This window comes from Microvirga solisilvae (assembly GCF_022808595.1).
GTDB classification, from domain to species: Bacteria; Pseudomonadota; Alphaproteobacteria; order Rhizobiales; family Beijerinckiaceae; genus Microvirga; species Microvirga solisilvae.
In genome coordinates this window covers 718189-735117 of the sequence record NZ_JAKUCN010000001.1, presented here as the reverse complement: position 1 = coordinate 735117, position 16929 = coordinate 718189, and the positions used below count along the sequence as shown (strand labels likewise).

19 protein-coding genes are annotated in these 16929 nt (G+C 59.1%); 9 read left to right on the top strand and 10 right to left on the bottom strand.

Annotation, left to right across the window (positions count from 1 at the left end; genetic code table 11):
* Nucleotides 1-47: 47 nt before the first annotated feature.
* The 4 genes from MJ639_RS03570 to xylB all read right to left on the bottom strand — a co-directional run bounded on the left by MJ639_RS03570 (nucleotide 48) and on the right by xylB (nucleotide 5192).
* A complete protein-coding gene (locus tag MJ639_RS03570; protein WP_243368804.1) occupies nucleotides 48-986 on the bottom strand; it encodes an ABC transporter substrate-binding protein in 939 nt (312 codons plus the stop codon).
* 84 nt (nucleotides 987-1070) lie between these two features.
* Nucleotides 1071-2102 carry an ABC transporter permease subunit gene (locus MJ639_RS03565; protein WP_243368803.1) on the bottom strand — a complete coding sequence of 344 codons (1032 nt, stop codon included), beginning with the start codon at nucleotides 2100-2102 and terminating at the stop codon, nucleotides 1071-1073.
* The gene (locus MJ639_RS03560) at nucleotides 2099-3628 is read right to left on the bottom strand and encodes a sugar ABC transporter ATP-binding protein (protein WP_243368802.1); all 1530 of its coding nucleotides are present in this window, start codon (nucleotides 3626-3628) and stop codon (nucleotides 2099-2101) included. Before MJ639_RS03560 ends, MJ639_RS03565 begins: the two co-directional genes overlap by 4 nt.
* Before the next feature lie 82 nt (nucleotides 3629-3710).
* Nucleotides 3711-5192: a xylulokinase gene (xylB, locus tag MJ639_RS03555; RefSeq protein WP_243368801.1), complete on the bottom strand. Its 1482-nt coding sequence runs from the start codon at nucleotides 5190-5192 to the stop codon at nucleotides 3711-3713.
* A 240-nt stretch (nucleotides 5193-5432) separates the two neighbouring features.
* On the opposite strand from xylB, the gene MJ639_RS03550 reads away from it, so the two are divergent.
* Entirely contained in the window at nucleotides 5433-5753 is a 321-nt protein-coding gene (locus tag MJ639_RS03550) for a hypothetical protein (RefSeq protein WP_243368800.1), read from the top strand.
* Between the two features lie 78 nt (nucleotides 5754-5831).
* Here MJ639_RS03550 and MJ639_RS03545 read toward each other — a convergent pair whose 3' ends face one another.
* Nucleotides 5832-6212 (bottom strand): hypothetical protein, encoded by a 381-nt coding sequence (locus MJ639_RS03545; RefSeq protein WP_243368799.1) that lies wholly within the window; start codon nucleotides 6210-6212, stop codon nucleotides 5832-5834.
* Between the two features lie 250 nt (nucleotides 6213-6462).
* Between MJ639_RS03545 and MJ639_RS03540 the strand changes: the two genes are divergently transcribed.
* Together MJ639_RS03540 and MJ639_RS03535 are read left to right on the top strand one after the other, a co-directional pair.
* Nucleotides 6463-7140, top strand: a complete 678-nt coding sequence (locus MJ639_RS03540; protein WP_243368797.1) for an extensin-like domain-containing protein — start codon at nucleotides 6463-6465, stop codon at nucleotides 7138-7140.
* Between the two features lie 80 nt (nucleotides 7141-7220).
* Nucleotides 7221-8195: a L,D-transpeptidase family protein gene (locus MJ639_RS03535; protein ID WP_243368795.1), complete on the top strand. Its 975-nt coding sequence runs from the start codon at nucleotides 7221-7223 to the stop codon at nucleotides 8193-8195.
* 18 nt (nucleotides 8196-8213) lie between these two features.
* Here MJ639_RS03535 and MJ639_RS03530 read toward each other — a convergent pair whose 3' ends face one another.
* Entirely contained in the window at nucleotides 8214-8489 is a 276-nt protein-coding gene (locus MJ639_RS03530; protein ID WP_243368793.1) for a hypothetical protein, read from the bottom strand.
* A 156-nt stretch (nucleotides 8490-8645) separates the two neighbouring features.
* The gene (locus MJ639_RS03525) at nucleotides 8646-9068 is read right to left on the bottom strand and encodes a BA14K family protein (RefSeq protein WP_243368791.1); all 423 of its coding nucleotides are present in this window, start codon (nucleotides 9066-9068) and stop codon (nucleotides 8646-8648) included.
* A gap of 358 nt (nucleotides 9069-9426) precedes the next feature.
* Here MJ639_RS03525 and MJ639_RS03520 point away from each other — a divergent pair, with 358 nt between their 5' ends.
* The 5 genes from MJ639_RS03520 (at nucleotide 9427) to MJ639_RS03500 (ending at nucleotide 13995) form a co-directional block, all read left to right on the top strand.
* Nucleotides 9427-9933, top strand: a complete 507-nt coding sequence (locus MJ639_RS03520) for a putative pterin-binding protein (protein WP_243368789.1) — start codon at nucleotides 9427-9429, stop codon at nucleotides 9931-9933.
* Between the two features lie 2 nt (nucleotides 9934-9935).
* The gene (locus tag MJ639_RS03515) at nucleotides 9936-12080 is read left to right on the top strand and encodes a sensor histidine kinase (RefSeq protein WP_243368787.1); all 2145 of its coding nucleotides are present in this window, start codon (nucleotides 9936-9938) and stop codon (nucleotides 12078-12080) included.
* A 12-nt stretch (nucleotides 12081-12092) separates the two neighbouring features.
* Nucleotides 12093-13136 (top strand): helix-turn-helix transcriptional regulator, encoded by a 1044-nt coding sequence (locus MJ639_RS03510; RefSeq protein ID WP_243368785.1) that lies wholly within the window; start codon nucleotides 12093-12095, stop codon nucleotides 13134-13136.
* A 160-nt stretch (nucleotides 13137-13296) separates the two neighbouring features.
* Nucleotides 13297-13680 carry a hypothetical protein gene (locus MJ639_RS03505; RefSeq protein ID WP_243368783.1) on the top strand — a complete coding sequence of 128 codons (384 nt, stop codon included), beginning with the start codon at nucleotides 13297-13299 and terminating at the stop codon, nucleotides 13678-13680.
* Nucleotides 13681-13800: 120 nt separating this feature from the next.
* Nucleotides 13801-13995: a hypothetical protein gene (locus MJ639_RS03500; RefSeq protein WP_243368782.1), complete on the top strand. Its 195-nt coding sequence runs from the start codon at nucleotides 13801-13803 to the stop codon at nucleotides 13993-13995.
* A 24-nt stretch (nucleotides 13996-14019) separates the two neighbouring features.
* Here the strand turns inward: MJ639_RS03500 and MJ639_RS03495 are convergent, their stop codons facing one another.
* Nucleotides 14020-14244 carry a DUF2842 domain-containing protein gene (locus MJ639_RS03495; RefSeq protein WP_243369031.1) on the bottom strand — a complete coding sequence of 75 codons (225 nt, stop codon included), beginning with the start codon at nucleotides 14242-14244 and terminating at the stop codon, nucleotides 14020-14022.
* Between the two features lie 119 nt (nucleotides 14245-14363).
* Between MJ639_RS03495 and MJ639_RS03490 the strand changes: the two genes are divergently transcribed.
* The gene (locus tag MJ639_RS03490) at nucleotides 14364-15452 is read left to right on the top strand and encodes a COX15/CtaA family protein (protein WP_243368780.1); all 1089 of its coding nucleotides are present in this window, start codon (nucleotides 14364-14366) and stop codon (nucleotides 15450-15452) included.
* A 47-nt stretch (nucleotides 15453-15499) separates the two neighbouring features.
* Here MJ639_RS03490 and MJ639_RS03485 read toward each other — a convergent pair whose 3' ends face one another.
* Together MJ639_RS03485 and MJ639_RS03480 are read right to left on the bottom strand one after the other, a co-directional pair.
* Complete coding sequence (locus MJ639_RS03485) at nucleotides 15500-15919, bottom strand: DUF1236 domain-containing protein (RefSeq protein ID WP_243368778.1); 420 nt, start codon at nucleotides 15917-15919, stop codon at nucleotides 15500-15502.
* 349 nt (nucleotides 15920-16268) lie between these two features.
* Nucleotides 16269-16805, bottom strand: a complete 537-nt coding sequence (locus tag MJ639_RS03480; protein WP_243368776.1) for an acyltransferase — start codon at nucleotides 16803-16805, stop codon at nucleotides 16269-16271.
* Nucleotides 16806-16929 lie beyond the last annotated feature (124 nt).

Genomic DNA, 16929 nt, shown 5'->3' with positions numbered 1-16929 from the left:
GAAGCGGCGCCGGAGGTCCCGGCGCCGCACGATCAGGCTCAATGACTTCAGGAGCGGGGTGCGGACCAGCCCTGATACTGACCCACGTTCTCGCGCGTGATCAGTTTCGAGGGCATTAACGTCACCGTGTTCTCAGGCTTTTTGCCGTTCATGGCGTCGTTGCCCAAGCGGACGGCGAGCTGTGCCATCGCGTAAGGATCCTGGCTCGAGGAGGCCTGGATCATGGGACTGCCGGTGTCCTTCAAAGCCGCCTCGATATCCGGTGCGCCATCGACCGAGGTGACGATGATGTTGTTCCGGTTGAGCTGCTTGGAGGCCAGGTTCGTGCCGATGGCCTGCGGATCGTTGATCGCGAAGACCGCATTGATGTCCGGGAAGCGCGTCAGGTGGCTCTGCATGACCTGAAGGCCGCCTTCGCGGGAGCCTTTGGCGTCCTGGTCATCCGATAGAACCTTGATGCCGCTGTTCTTGGCGAAGACTTCCTTGCAGCCTTTCACCCGGTCGATCACAGCCGAGACCTGCGGGCCGTTCTGGATGATCACGTTGCCTTTGCCTTGCAGCTTGTCGACGATGTACTGGCAGGCGATCTGACCGGCTTGAACGTTGTCCGTGGTGACAGTGAGATCGGCGCCCTTGGCTGCCGTATCGACCGCGACGACCATGATTCCTGCGGCCTGCGCCTTCTTGATGGCGGGCTCCACCGCGTTCGGATCGCCGGGGTTTAGCAGGATCATGTCGACGCCGGCGGCGATGAAATTGTCGATCTGGGTGAATTGCTTGTTGAGGTCGTAATCGTAGCCGACCGCCGTCACCTTCACGTTCGGATTGATTTTCTTGGCCTCAGCTTCCGCGCCACGCGCCAGCGCCACGAAGAACGGGTTGCCCATGGAACCGAGCGAGATGCCGATGGACTTCAGGTCTTTAGCCTCGGCGCCGCCGGCAGTGAGTGCGACTGCGGCAACGGCCGCCAGAAGAATACGCTTCATGTGCTTTCCTCCACGTCTTTTCGGTCTTCGTTGTGCCGCGCCGGGCCGACCAAACCCGGGCGCCGTAACCGGGCGGCACCTGTCTCAGGTGCGCGCGGAACCTTTCAGGCGATAGCGGTCGAGGGCCACCGCGCCGATGATGACGAGGCCCTTGATGATAAACTGCCAGATGTCGGAAACACCGACGAGAATGAGGCCATTAGACAGAACGGCGATGATGAGCGCGCCGATAAGCGTGCCCCAGATCGAGCCGATGCCGCCCACGAAGCTCGTGCCGCCGAGAATGACAGCGGCAATGGCGTCGAGCTCGTAGGATTGGCCGAGCTGCAGGCCGTTGGCGGCGTAAAGGCGCGCCGCCGACATCACGCCGCCTAGGCCGCTGGTCAGGCCCGAGGCGCAATAGACAAAGAGCAATACGGCCCAGACCTTGATGCCGGTGAGACGCGCCGCATCCGGATTGCCGCCGACCGCATAGATGTGAACGCCGAGCACCGTACGCCGCAGGATGAACCAGGAGACCAGCACCACCACGAAGGCGATCACCACCAGCCATGGCACTCCGAAGACATAGCCGTTGCCGATGAAGGCGAAGGGGAGTTGGGGGTTGAACTGGGTCGTGTCGTTGCCGAGTAGGCGTGCGAAGCCGCGCACAGCGGTCAATGAGCCAAGGGTGACGATGAAGGGCGGCAGCCGCACGAAGGCGATGAGCGCGCCGTTGATGAAGCCCAGGGCAAGCCCCATCAGCAGGGCCGCCGGAATGCCGAGCATGCCCCATTCGGGTATCTGTGAACCGAGGATTGCCACCATGGCGGCGGCTGCGAGGATCGAGCCGACCGACAGGTCGATGCCGCCTGTGAGGATGACGAAGGTCATACCGGCGGCGAGAACGATGTTGATCGACGCCTGCTGAGCCACGATGGAAATATTCTGGACGCTCATGAAGCGCCCGGACATGAGTTCAAAAGCGATGCCGAGAATGATCAGCACCGGCAGCATGCCGATGGCCTGAAGGGTGGAGCGCCAGGCGAGGCGCTTCTGCAGGCTGCGCGTCCCAGCGTCGACTCCCGCTGCTCCAGAGGTCTGAACGGATGCGCTTGTCTCGTTGGGGAGTGTCATGCGGCGGATTCCTTTACGCCCGTCGCGATGGCGACGATGTTTTCCTGCGATATGGGCGGATGGCCGATCCCCCCGACCTCGCCTGCAATCCGTCCCTCGCGCATCACCAGGACGCGGTCGCAGATGCCGACGATCTCGGGGAGTTCGCTGGAAATGACGATGACGCCGACGCCACGGCGCACGAGTTCGTCGATCAGACGGTAGATTTCGGATTTTGCGCCGATATCGACACCGCGCGTTGGTTCGTCGAGGATGAGAACACGGGGCCGGGTTTCCAGCAGACGGGAAAGCAGAACCTTCTGCTGGTTGCCGCCGGAGAGGGTACCCACGGGCACGATGTCTCCGGCGACGCGGATGCCAAGCGATTTGATCGCTCCCGCGGCCCGCTCCCTGGCGGCCCTGAGGTTCAGGATTTTGCCCTTGCGCGCATCCCGGCCGAGCACGTTGAGATTCACGTTCTCGCGCACGGTCATGTCGAGAAACAGGCCCAGATGTTTTCTGTCCTCGGTCAGATAGACGACGCCTGCCTCGATGGCGTCCTCGGGGCGACGAATTGAAAGGGGCTTTCCCTGAAGGGTGATGTCGCCAATGGTGCGGCGGTCGGCTCCATAGATCAGGCGCGCAAGCTCCGTCCGTCCGGCTCCTACGAGCCCCGCAATGCCAAGTGTCTCGCCCTGATGAAGGTCGAAGGAGCAATCATGGACACGCTGCCCGTCACCCATGTTGCGGACGGAGAGGATCACAGGGCCGCGGCTGCCTTTCGCGTCGTGGTTCTTCTTGTAGAATGAGGACAGGTCGCGCCCCACCATCATGCGCACCAGTCGGTCGGCAGAGATTTCCTCACGCTCCAGTGTTCCCACATAGGTGCCGTCCCGCAATACGGAGACCCTGTCGGCGAGCTCGTAGACCTCGGCCATGCGATGGCTGATATAGATGATCGCCATGCCGTCCGTCCGAAGCTGCCGCACGAGCGCGAAGAGCGCTTCCGTTTCTCGGGAGGACAGAGAGGTCGTCGGCTCATCCATAATCAGGATGCGCGCATTGGCGATCAGCGCGCGGGCGATTTCCACCAATTGCCGCTCGGCCATCGACAGTTCACTCACCTTGGTCGACGAGCCGAAAGTGACACCCAGCCTCTTGAGCACGGTGCGGCAGGCTTCCTCCATCGAGCCGCGGTCGATTATTGGGCCGCGTCTCTTCTCTCGGCCCAGGAGCATGTTCTCGGCGACCGACAGGTTGGGCGCGAGGGAAAGCTCCTGGTAAATCGTTGCGATGCCGTGATGCAAAGCGGAGAGGGGGCCGTTGATCGCCACAGGCTTGCCGTCGATGCGGATCTCGCCGCCGCCATCGGCCTGATAGGCGCCGGAAAGGATCTTCATGAGGGTCGACTTGCCGGCCCCATTCTCGCCCATGAGAGCGTGGATCTCACCGGGATAGACGTTGAGCGAAACGTCGGAGAGCGCTCTCACGCCCGGAAATGTTTTCGAGATCCCGGACATTTCGAGGATCGGTGATGATCCTGTCATGGGCCCTCCCTGACGTGCCTGCCTTCGCATGAGGCGGCTTGTTATTCAGGATGAGGGAAGATTAGGGCCGGCCGGATCACTTTCAATTGCCGCTCAAGGCCTGACTGAACTCCGGCTTGAGGGCGCGATAGAGTCGGCGGAAGGCCTCGATGCGTGGAGCATAGAGTTCGACGGAGCGCGGTTCCGGCGCGATTCTCTCCAGCACGGCAGGCGGTGTGCAGATCGTCTCCGGTGCCTCGCCGGTTGCTGCGAGCCGCGCCAGCCGCGCGGCTCCGAAGGCGGGCCCTTTGTCGCTGCCCTGGTAGCGTATGAGGGGGATGTCGAGGACATTGGCGAATATCTGTGCCCAGAAGCGGCTGCGCGATCCGCCGCCAATCAGCCCGGCGGAGGAGAGTTGTGTTCCGGCCTGCTCAAGGCATGTTTTGGCGTCGGCGAAGCTGAAGGCGACGCCTTCCAGGACAGCCTGCACGAGATCGGTCTGGCGCGTGTCCGGCGACAATCCGAAGAACACGCCACGCGCATGGGGATCGTTATGAGGTGTGCGCTCACCGGCGAGGTAGGGGAGAAAGAGCAGGGGGGACGGAGCGCGATAGGCCTCTTCGGTCTGCTGCAGAAGTTCAACGATATTGCCTTTGAGCAATCCTGCAGCCCACGCAAGGCAGCTCGCCCCATTCAGCATTGCCGCCATCTGGAACCAGCGATCCGGAATGGCGTGGCAGAAGGAATGAACCAGTGCTTCCGGCTTGGGCTTGAAATGGCGTGTAGTGACAAAGAGCTGCCCCGACGTGCCAAGAGAAATGAAGGCAGAGCCGTCCTCGACGGCTCCAAGCCCGACCGCCCCGGCCGCAGCATCGCCCGCGCCACCGGCGACGACGATGGCGCCACTCAGGCCCCATGCCTTCGCAAGCTCGCCGCGCAACATGCCGGAGGGACTCGAACCTTCCACCAGTTTGGGCATGTGGGAACGGTTCAGCCCCGTCGCTGCGAGCGTGGCGTCCGACCAATCGCGCGCTGCCTCGTCGAGCCACCAGGTGCCGGCAGCATCGGACATCTCCGTCACGCAGGCTCCGGTCAACTTCAGGCGAATGTAGTCCTTCGGCAGAACCACCTTTCTCACCGCCCGGAATATCTCCGGCTCATGGCGCGCGAGCCAGAGAAGCTTGGGGGCCGTGAAGCCCGGCATCGGGATCACGCCCATGGCTCGCGAGAGATCGGGATATTGCCGCCCGAGCTCCTCCGCCTCCTGGAAGGAGCGGCCATCGTTCCAGAGAATAGCAGGCCTCAGGGGGCGCTCGCTTTCGTCGAGGAGCACGGCGCCATGCATCTGACCCGAGAGTCCGATGCCTTTGATTTCGGCGAAAGCTGATGAAGCCTTGCTTCGCAATTCATCGACAGCCGCTTGGACTGCCTGCCACCAGCTCTCGGGATCCTGCTCCGACCAAAGATTTCGTGGACGCGCGATGTCGAGGGGAATGTCCGCCTCGGCGACGACAGCCTGCCGATCATCGACGATCAGCGCCTTGATCGCGGACGTTCCGACATCGATGCCGAGAAAATGAGACATGCCTTTTCTCCATGCGGGCTTAAGACCATCCGGGAAAGTTAAACGATGCCGGCAAAGTCCGCGACGACTCCCGCGCCTGAAAACGCAGATCTTCGCCCTGTGGATTGCGGCGAAAAACCGTTCTCAAGCCCAAGAATGATGCGTCTGACAATCCATTTACCTTGTGCCTTAAGGCTTTGGCGACCGAGACACGCTAGAACATCCCTCGGACGAAGATCCACATTCCCAAGGATAGTAACAATGGCTTTGACGGGGCGCTTCAATCTCCGGAAATCGTTTTCCGGACGGATCATTTTGCAGGTGGAAGAGGAGGTGAAGAGCTCCTGGAGCCTCTTCTCGAAACAGCCGAAATTCCGCAGGCGGTGGCGGGATGCCAAGCCTATGGACTTGCCGGCGACAGAGCTGCGCGCGCTCATGGACCTGCGCAACCGCCCTCGTTTCGTAACGCAGTCCTATGAGCCGACCCAGGTCGTGCGTTCGGGCGAGCGTCATGCGGATCCGACATTCGGGGCTGGAAGTTCTCCCCTTCGGGAAGAGGCGCAGGTCGTCATGGCGCATTGAGCGCCGTCAGGCCGTTTCGGACAAATACGGATTGAATGGCTGGCAGGCTCGCATGAATGAGCCTGCTTCGATGGCGGGTTATTGATCGTCCTCGGAAGGCTGGTCCATCAGCTCCCAATTGCCGAACAGATCGATGTTGACGTGGCCTGGCATGCCTTTGCCGAGATAGAGCAGGATCTCGACCCAGGGACGGCCATAGGTGCGTGGGGTGATCTTGGTAACCTGACCGAAGAAGCCGGTCAGGGGGCAGCGTACGAACTCGCCGATTTCTGGCAAGCGGGCCTGTTCCCGTTCCAGCGCCTCTTCTGTTTCCCTGAGTTGCTGCCTGAGCCGCTCTACCTCCGCCTTGAGCTCTGCCACGCGTTTCGTGCAGTGGCTTTCTTGCAGATCGTGCAGCGTCGGACCTGACTCCAACTCTCCATTGTATCCAGTGGATGGGAATGGGATCAGACTCATCATGCGTCCTTCCTTTCCGAAACGAGGCGCCATGGGCCGCTGCGAGAGGGCACTCTCCAGGGATCAAGAAAGAAGTGGTGCGGCTCAAGGCGGCTGCAAGCCACTCCAAAGGATGAACGGAACGCTTGCCTGCCAAGGTTCGTTGACAGGCATGGTGAGGTTTTCAGGAACGACTGTCCCCTCGAAGATTATATCGCTGCGCTCCTTGCAATCGCGGCGTCTCATGTCTCTATTTCTAACAGGGGCGATGTTCATGATTGCCGAAAACGGTATGGCCCAGGCGCCGATGCCTCCCTTGCCGCCGCCAAGACCAGATCGGCCTGCGCCGCCCGAGGACAATCGCGAGCCGACTTCTGTCGAGGAGGCCGCTAAGGAGAAGGACCCAGCAGCTGAAGAAGCGGCTGCAGCCTGCATCGAGCGCCTCACTCAGTTGGGACTTCGTTTCGAGAAGCGCCCGCCAGTGCAGGACAATGCCTGCAAGGTCGACAATCCTGTCTCTGTCTCGGCTCTTGCGGATGGCATCGAAGTCTCGCCTGCCTCGCTGATGGAATGCAGCTTTGCCGAAGGCCTTGCACGCTGGATGAAGGATGTGGTCGCGCCGCGCACGAGCGAGCATCTTCAAAGCGCTCCGACCAAGCTTCTGATTGGCACCTCCTACGAGTGCCGCGATCAGCGCTCCGGCAGCAAGCTGAGCGAGCATGCTTTCGGTAATGGCGTCGATGTGATGGGTTTCGAGTTCGACAAGCGGGCGCCGGTAGGCATTAAATTCCAGACGGAAGGTTCCCCAGAGGCGGCATTTCAATCGGCGGTCCAGAAGGAAGCCTGCGCCATCTTCACGACAGTGCTGGGACCTGGATCGGATAGCGCTCATGGCGATCATCTTCATCTCGACATGAGAAAGCGCAAGGCTGATTACCGCATTTGTCAGTAAGGCTCCGGGAACGCACCGGCGCCTTTCGTCTTTGACAGAATTATCCGCCTCATCCTGATATGGTGCTTTTGGAGTCGGCGATGAAAGTGCTGGTGCGTGCCGTGTTTGGCTTGTTGTGCGTGACAGGAGCTGCTGCCGCTCCTCAGAATCTGGATCTGGAGGCGGTGAACTCTGCGGATTTCTCCGATAAATCAGGGAGCGATGTCAGTCCCGTTCTCGTCAAGGCACAGGTTCTGCTCGACCGGTCGAGATTCTCCCCTGGGGCCATCGATGGGCGTAATGGCGAGAATATGCAGAACGCCATGAAGGCTTTCGAAAAGGCCCATGGCCTGAAAGCCGACGGCTTGCTCGATAAAGAGTTCTGGACAAAGCTGAACGAAGGCTCAGTCGATCCGGTGCTGATCACCTACACCGTCACGGCCGAGGATGTGAAAGGGCCGTTTGCGGCTATCCCTGAAAAAATGGAGGAGCAGGCGGAGCTCGAGAGACTGCCCTATTCCAGTCCGGAGGAATTGCTGGCCGAGAAATTTCACATGGATGTCGATCTGCTGAAGGAGCTCAACCCTGGAAAGCGCTTCGATCAAGCCGGGGAAAGCGTTGTCGTCGCCAATGTGAAGTTGGCTGCAGGCAAGGAGCATATTGATATCGAGAAGATTGAGATCATCAAAAACGATCGAATTCTGCGTGTGCTCGGAAAGGATGGTGAAATCATCGCGACCTATCCGGCCTCGATCGGCAGTGACGAGAAGCCTGCGCCTTCCGGTTCTCACGCCGTGCGAGCCGTCGCACGTAATCCGACCTACACCTACAATCCCGATTATGCGTTCAAAGGTGTGAAGGCGAAGCAAAAATTCGAGATCAAGCCTGGCCCGAACAATCCTGTCGGCTCGACATGGATCGACCTCTCGGTCGAGTCCTTCGGCATTCATGGAACGCCGGAACCTGAGAAGGTCGGCAAAGTCTATTCCAATGGCTGCGTACGGCTGACGAATTGGGATGTGGAGGAACTAGCGGGGTTGGTCAAGAAGGGGACGCGGGTCGTCTTTATAGACTGAGGGCGCGGGCAGCCCTCGTCAGTCGTCGTTGGCTGAGTTCAGCTGATCGGGCTTCAAACCCTCGTCGACCTCGGTATCGTGCATGCGCACGAGCCATTCCAGCTGCTCCTGAACGAAGCTCGGGTCGCTGTGAAAGCGCATGGCGCAGGCCACCAGGAAAATCGCGATTTCAGGAAGATCCTCGTCGCCCATGTCTGGCAGCACGAGTTCCAACTCCGTCATGTTGCCGGCCGTGACGATGGCCGCTTCATTGGGAGGGATGACAGTGCCGCCGCTGTCGGGAGGAAGAGCCATGAGCGCGCCTTTCATATTCTTGGGTTCGGCTTTCAGCCTTGTTCTAAGGCAATGCCTTCGGAGGTAAAGGATCGGAATCTGGAAACACACCGATCCAGAGACAACAAACCCACCGTTTGAGGCGGTGGGTTTGTGCGGCTGCAAAGGTAGATATCTTTACGGATAGGTGCAGACGTAGCGCATACCGTTGTTCGCCATGAATGTTCCTGTTGCGGGGTCGTACGAGCGGTACTTGCGGGCGCAATAAGCGGCCATCTGCGGATCGACCGTGCCGGGAGGCGGGGGAGGGGCGGCCTGAGCTTGAGCCTGGCTGGCGATCGCGGCGCCGATCAAGGCGCCAGCCGCTAGACCGACAGCACCTGCCGCCAGGGCATCGCCGTTGCCTCTGCGGTGATAGTAATGACGATCGTGATAATGGCGGCGGCGATAATATTGAGTGTAGCCTTCGTTCGGATAAGCCCGCTCAAGCTGGGGGCGAATCGATTCCAAGGTAGGTTCCGCCTGGGCGGGAAGGCTGGAACCGAGCAGAGTTGCTCCCAGAATTCCGGCGCTTCCAAGGATGGCATAGAGTTTGCGCATAAGGGCTCCTTTTTTGCAATTTTGCAGTAACAATGATGCGTTGGCTCTACTCGAAAACTACAACGCATTCTGCCAAGCTTGCAAATGTTGCAACGATCATCTCGAACACGTGCCCGTGAGTTACAGGACGTGGGGGGCTGATGCCAGACTGCTGTCCGCAATCAATGTGTAAATAATTATATATTATAACATATCAATTTCAATGGCGGCTGATGTGATTGCGCATGATGAAATGCTGCTATTGAGCCATGTTCATCAATATAATGGGGTCAAGTTTCTATAGAACTCCCTGGATTTTTGCCGGGAAATGATTCAAAACAATTACGTTAGAACATAATCGTATCGAAGGGGCCTGTTGGTGCGTTACGTCATGCTGTGGGGAATGCTGGCTGTCTTGCTTGTCGGGGGTGCGCCTGCCTTTGCTGTCGAGCCTCTGGCTCGTCCCCAAGGACCGGTCCTGCTGACGATCTCCGGCAATATCTCGCAAACGAACGCCCCCAGGCAGGCGCAATTCGATAGAGCTATGCTCGAGGCTTTTGGGAAAATTGCCTACACCACGTCATCGGAGGTGTCGGTGAAGCCTATGACGTTCGAGGGTGTTCCTCTAAGGGCCGTTCTCGAGAGGGTCGGTGCCAAAGGTAAGAGCATGACGGCCACAGCCTTGAACGACTACCGGGTTGCGATTCCGATGGAAGATCTCCAGTTCGAGCCTATCCTCGCCATGAAGGTTGATGGCCAAGTCATAACGGCAAGGGACAAGGGGCCTCTTTGGATCGTGTACCCCCGTGACCAGCGTCCCGTCCTTCAGGACGTGAGGTACGATTCCCGCTGGGTCTGGCAGCTGATCAAGCTCAATGTAGAGTAGTTATGAAGCTTCACCTGCCCAGCTACAAAGCAGCCGTTGTCACGCTCTTCGCCATCGCAAGCCTCGTTGTCTGCCTTGGCTTTACGGTTGCGCGGCTGCTTGAGGTCGAGCGGGAGCTACGCACGGATGGTATGCATACGAATGTCTGGATGGCGAGCCAAGCCCAGTTCGAAGCCGCCATGCTTGCTGAAGGACTGGGACGAAGAGCAGCTGGTGAAGAGATCTCAGTTCCGGAAGAGGATCCGTCTTTCCGCATCACGATCCTGATCAGCCGGCTCGCTGTCCTGTTAGAGGGCCCCCAGGGCGAAACCTTCAGGAGCCTCGGCCTCCAGAGCGATTTGAGGCAGGCTTACCTTCACCTGACAATCACGGAGTCGTTGCTGAAAAGCGGTGTCGATCCAGATAGCGCTGCGCGTCTTCAGGTCGAGGCGAGAAATCTGGCGATCTTCCTGCGGGAAGCCGCCAACACGCTGCTCGTCCATGGTCGGGAGAGTACGGCGTCCAAGCGTGAAAACTACATGCGGGTCGTCTTTGAAAGTTTCGCTTTCATCGTCGGCATCGTGCTGAGTGCGGCATTCCTGCTCCTGCGTCTCTTCAGGGGCGTGCAGGAAGCGAGCCAGGCCAAGCAACTGCTCCGTCAGGAGCAGGAGCTGTCGGATCTCGTCATCAACAATGTGAGCAACCAGGGCATCGTCATGTTCGACGAGAAGTTGGAATGCCTGCTCTGGAATCCCGGGATGGAGGGGTTGTTGAGCGTTGGCCCGGATGACGCCATCGGACGCCAGATGCAGGAGCTCGATCCGCTCTTCGCGAGAGCGGACGTGATCCATTCGTTGCATCTGGCCGTCGAGGGAACGAGCTCCGTGTTCGAGGACGTAGCGCCGGGCGAGGCCGGTCAGGAGCGCTGCCTCGAGATCAACTGCTTCCCCGTTTCCATGGCTCAGCGCAAGCTGGGCATCGCCTTCGTTCGCGACGTGACCGAGCAATGGCTCGCCCGCAAGCAGGCGGAGCGCCAGAACTTCGACCTCGAAATCAAGATCCTTCAGCGCACCGCGGCGCTGCGGCAGGCGGAGCGTCGCTTGATCGCAGCCATCGAATCCGCAGCCGAAGGCTTCGCTGCCTTTGACTGGACCGGTAAGTTGCTCTTCGCGAACGAGCAGATCTGGGCGGCGGCACCGGTCGCGCTCTGGTGCCGGGAAGAAATGAGCCTTCCGGTGTTCTTGCGCTGCTTCTCCATGTGCGAGGGAGCGGATGAGCGGCTTCTGGTGGCGCAGCCGCCCTTCGACGAGATCGAAATCGATGTTCTGATCAAGAAGGATGTCTGGGCTCGCCTGTCTGTGACGAAGGCCGATGGGGCCACGATTTTCGTGCGCCTGACCGATATTTCCGGCTACAAGCAGGTCGCCAAGGCGCTCCAATCGGCGCTCGAACGTGAGCGCGAGACGACCAACGCCTACCGCAATTTCGTTTCCATGGTATCCCACCAGTTCCGGACCCCGCTGGCAATCCTCGATTCCAGCGCCCAACGCATCCTGCGGCGTGGGCCTAACCTGACGCCGGATGAGCTATCTACCCGCATTCAGAAGATCAGAAGCGCAGGAAGCCGCCTGACGCGTCTGGTGGAGAGTGTCCTGAATGCCGCGAAGCTCGACGCCGGCCGAATCGAGTTGAACCCTGAGCCTTGCGATCTCGTGCATCTCGTCATGGATATCTGTGAGCGCCAAAGCGAGCTGAATGCCCATGCCGACATCCGATTCGAGGTGCCTGAGCTGCCTGTCAGGGTCTATTGTGACATCATGCTGATCGAGCAGGTTGTCATCAATCTCTTGTCAAACGCCGTTAAGTACTCTGGCGAGAACCCGGCCGTTGAGATCAAGGTCTGGACGGAAGGCGCGCGCGCTTTCTGCTCGGTGAGAGACTGGGGTATCGGCATTCCTGTGGACGAGTTGCCTAAGATCTTTGATCGGTTCTATCGTGCCCGAACGGCCTCTGGAATAGCAGGGACTGGTATCGGACTGAATTTTGCGCAAAGAATCATGCACTTGCATGGGGGAGACATCCACGTTGAAAGCTATGAGGCCGGAGGATCCTTGTTTACGTTCGACTTGCCTCTATCGAATGCCGATCAAGCGCAGCAGGCTGCATAAGTGACCAAGCTAATGAATGCTCAGAAAACGATTCTTTGCGTTGAAGACGAAGACGATCTGCGGACCGATATCGCCGAGGAGTTGGAGGCTGCCAATTACAGGGTGCTCCAGGCTTCCAATGGTGGTGAAGCGATCAGTCTGCTCGAGAACGAGCGCCCTGACCTCGTATTGTGCGACATCACCATGCCGGGCCTCGGCGGGTACGATGTGCTGAAGGCCATTCGGGAGCAGGGAGACAAGGCTGACGTTCCCTTCATTTTCCTCACGGCCCTGGCCGAGCGGAACGATGTTCTCGTGGGCAAGCAGGCCGGTGCCGATGACTATCTGGTCAAGCCGATCGATTACGAGATTCTTCTTGCCACTATTGAGGCGCGGTTGAATCAAGTCGCCCGCGTGCAATCGACGGCTGTGACCCGCGCGGAAGAGGCCTGGCAGGAAATTCTCAAATCCTCACGTGGGCGCACTGTCGAGGCGCTCTACAAGGCGACTTTCGCCTTCGACCGTTTCCTGGTCGGCGTCGTGATCGTCGATGAAAAGGGCGCTGTTCGGCTCATGAACAAGGAGGCCGAGCGGATTGTCGGGGAGAACGATGGTCTCGGTGTTTCCGCCGGTGTGTTGAAGGGCGCGGCGACGAAGCAGAATGCGAAGCTGCACCAAGCCATCGAGAAGGCGTTCGAAGAAGAATCCCTCGATGAGATCGTGTCCTTCCCGCGCAATTCCGGCGGGCGTCCGTATCTCGTGCTCGTTCCGGGACAGCGCTTCTCGTCCGAGGAACGTCCGGAGGCGGTTGTTCTTCTGGTAATCGATACGGAACAACGCACCAAGGTTTCCGGCGATACCCTCGTGCGGCTCTACAACCTGACGCCGTCCGAGACCCGCGTTGCGCTGATGCTGATCGATGGCAAGCGCCTTGACCAGATTGCCGAAGAGCTTGAAGTCGCTCAGACTACCGTGGTCTTCCACCTCAAGAATCTGTTCCGCAAAACGGAAACCAATCGTCAGGCCGATCTGGTGCGTGTGCTGCTTTCTGTTCCGTTGCGGACGACGGGTGACTGAGTGGAGGTGGCGTTAAGACTCTGCTCACCATTCATGGTGAAAGAGCCTCAAGCCTAAGCCTTGCCACAATCTGTTCAGCTTCCAGTGAGGTTTGACGACATATAGTCACGATCAAGAAAGGGAGAACTGAAATCTCCCTGCTTCTCGTAGGTGACGATTCATGAAGGTCTTCAGCTTCTTCTCTGGCACGGCTGCGGTTCTGGCGCTCGTGACCGGTTTGCCTGCCGTCCAGCCGGCATTTGCCCGTGATCGCGGCATGTCTCCCGGTGCTGCCGCTGCCGTCGGCGCTCTTGGTGGCCTCGCAGTCGGCACCATTGTCGGCGCGACGATTGCCCAGCAGCCCGCTTACGCTGCTCCGGCTCCCGTTTATGTTGCTCCGCCTCCGCCGCCCCCGCCGACCCGGGTTTATGTGGAGGAGCCAGCTCCGGTCGTGTACGAGCGCCGTCCGCGCCGCGTTTATGTCGAGCGCTGCACCAACGAGCGTTATCGCGAATGGGTGCCAGGTTGGGGCTGGGAGTATCGTACTCGCCAGATCTGCAACTGATCCGGCTATCTCTGAATTTCGAAAAGCCCGCTTTCGAGCGGGCTTTTTCTTTTGTGCGGCTTGCGAAACCGCGAATCCTCTTCAGCGTTGACCGGCAGAGATCTCAATGCGAGTGCGGCCATGAGCAATACCCCACGCGATCAAGCAGCCTCCGGCGACACGAAGCTGAACCCGGGCGATGAGGCAAAGCCGGGCACCCCAGGCGCCGGCGAGAATATCTGTCCCGAATGCAAGGGCAGTGGTCGAATTGGCGTGACGCCCTGCGCGAATTGCGGCGGCACGGGAAAGATCATCGAAGGAATCGGTGGCGCTTGAGCCTGAGCCGAAAAGCGTCCTCCGTCATCTCTCGTAGGAATGCGGCTTGTCCGGCTTCGCCATCCAGCGGACAAGCGGCATCATCGGAACGATCCAGATCAGGCCGAGCACAACATAGGCGACGGTCTGGACGAGTTTAGGCGCCTCGGTAATCCGCCCTTCGGCTACAGCCATGGCAAACAGCGCATAAGTGATGATGAAGACCAGCATCACCACCGTTCCGATCAGCTTGCGCACACGCATGCTCATATCCTTATAGAGCGCACCTGAGCGGTGCGTCACCGGCATTGATTGCCTCCAGGAGGCCAAGCCTCTATGTGACAGGCCATATCCTGGGTTCAAGTCCTAAATCATTGGTGAGAACGAGCATGGCTGTCGCAGCCTCAACGGAGAGCGTGCCGCTGGCGCGCCTGCCTGACACCCAATCCCCGAAGGCACGGTCCCTCAAGCTGGTCCGCATCTGGATCTACACCCTTGCGGCCCTGGTCGTGCTCATGGTTGCCGTTGGTGGCGCGACCCGCCTGACGGGCTCCGGTCTGTCGATCACCGAGTGGAAGCCCGTGACGGGCGCGATTCCGCCGCTGACCGAGCAGGCATGGCAGGCGGAGTTCGAGAAGTACCGGCAGATCTCGCAGTATGAGCTCGTGAACAAGGGCATGAGCCTGTCTGAGTTCAAGTTCATCTATGCCTGGGAGTGGGGGCATCGGCAGCTTGGACGTCTCCTGGGATTGGTGTTCTTCATTCCGCTGGTCTGGTTCTGGGCGCGCGGAATTATCAAACGCAGGCTTGCCCTGACCCTCCTCGGCATAGGGGCTCTCGGCGGTCTCCAGGGCGCGATCGGCTGGATCATGGTCGCTTCGGGGCTCGAACCCGGCATGACCGCTGTTGCTCCGATCAAACTCGCTCTGCATCTAACAGTCGCCAGCATTATCCTGGCCTGTCTGGTCTGGGTAGCGGCGGGCCTGAAGGATCGAAGTGCGACTGCCTCTGAGGCAAGTGCTGGTTATGCTCCGCGGATTCTGGTGGGTCTTATCCTCGCGCAGATCGCTCTGGGCGGCCTCGTGGCCGGTTCGAAGGCTGGCTACACTTATAATACCTGGCCTTTGATGGATGGAGCGCTCGTTCCGCCTTCATCCGCGCTCTTCGTGGTGAAACCCTGGATCGAGAACTTCGTCGACAACGTTCTTTTGGTTCAGTTCAACCATCGCTTGTTGGCCTACGCTCTGGTTGCATATGCCCTTTGGCATGCCTGGAAAATGCGGCGCTATGATTCAAAATCAGGAGCGTCGCGACGCGCAACGGGAATGGCATGTCTGCTCCTGGCCCAGATGGTTCTTGGTATCGTGACCCTGCTGCTTGTAGTGCCCCTTTGGGCAGGCCTCGCACATCAGGTCTTCGCCATGGCTGTGCTCGCCATGGCCGTCGTCCATGCTCGCGTGAGTGTGGTTCAGGCATGAGAAAGGGCGGCACGAGGCCGCCCAAACTCAGTCAATTCCACTAGAGCTTAGCGGATGACCTGGACGACGCGGCGGGTGCCGGGATCGACCAGAACCGGGGTGTCGTTGACCACGGTGTAGCGGTACTGGGTCACGCCGTACTCGGCAGGCACTTCATAGTACTGAACACCCGAGGACGGGAGCACTGCGCCCACGCGAACCTCTTCCGTATAGCGGTAGGACGGAACGTTCTGCTGGACGACATACTGACGGAAGCGCGGCTGAGCTTCACCAGCGAGACCGCCGACGATTGCACCCGTTACGCCGCCGACAGCAGCACCGATCGGGCCACCGACGATCGCGCCGCCGACGGCGCCCGTCGCTGCACCGGCAGCAGCGCCACCGGCACCCGGGTTGCTCTGGGCAAATGCGCCAATCGGGGCAAGAGCCACGAGAACGGCGCCAGCAAGCAGAATCTTCTTCGACATGAGACAGCTCCATTTAGCAGTGAAGTCGGGAGCTTAACGGCCAGCTTAAAAGGTGGTTCCGATATTGTAAGAAGGTTGCTGAAGGCCGTTGTTTTGAAGGAAATAGACCTGATTTTCTTAGCCACTAAGGAAACTTGGCGGTGCTTTTCTATGAAGAGCCTAGCGTTTGAATTTCTGATACGGAACAAAAGCTTATGAGTTGAATTTTACAAGGCGATTAAGCTGTGAGGGGCTGTCATCGGCCAAGCCTGGGAGAGCCCGTCGACATCGAGGCTTTCGCTCAAGAATGTACATTCTGATTGGGAATATGCATATAACGATCAAATGAGAACCAGATACAGAAGGCGACTCAATCATCCAGAAGCGAAGCAGATAGCCCGATCTGTCGAGCCGGAGTGCCTGCAACAATCGTTCCGGTTGGAACATCCTTGTTGACGAAGGACAGTGCTCCTATCACAACGTCGTCCCCAATTGTAATGCCAGCCATGATGACCGAATTGGCAGCGATGAAGACTCCATTACCAATTTTGGTTGGCTTTCGTTCCGGGCCTTCCTTGCCTCTCGTTAGGCTCCACCGGATATGATTATGGGTGAAAATTTGAACACCAGGGCCGATCTGGCAATATTCACCAATTTCCAGCCCACCTGAGCCGTCAAGCACGGTATTGGGCCCGATCCAGGTCTGACGCCCAACCTTCACGTTCCCAATGACTAGTGCATTGTCATAAATTGAGGAGCCTTCCTCGAAGCCATACTGGCGAGCGTTTTCCCACCGATCCGTCAGAAGGTCGCCGAACGAAACGCGGCGCTTGTAGTCGCGAATTTTCTCGTCTTGGAGAGTGGACTGGATTGCGCGGATCTGTTCGATTTCGGGGAGATTACTCATTCCCATGTCCCTTTCTTGCCCATGTCCTTTTCTTGTACCTTTTTATGTGCCAATCATTTTGCTTCTTCTAGGACTATCGCTAGAGATCATACCTTTGGCTTCGCGCAAGTCATCCGGGTAGTGC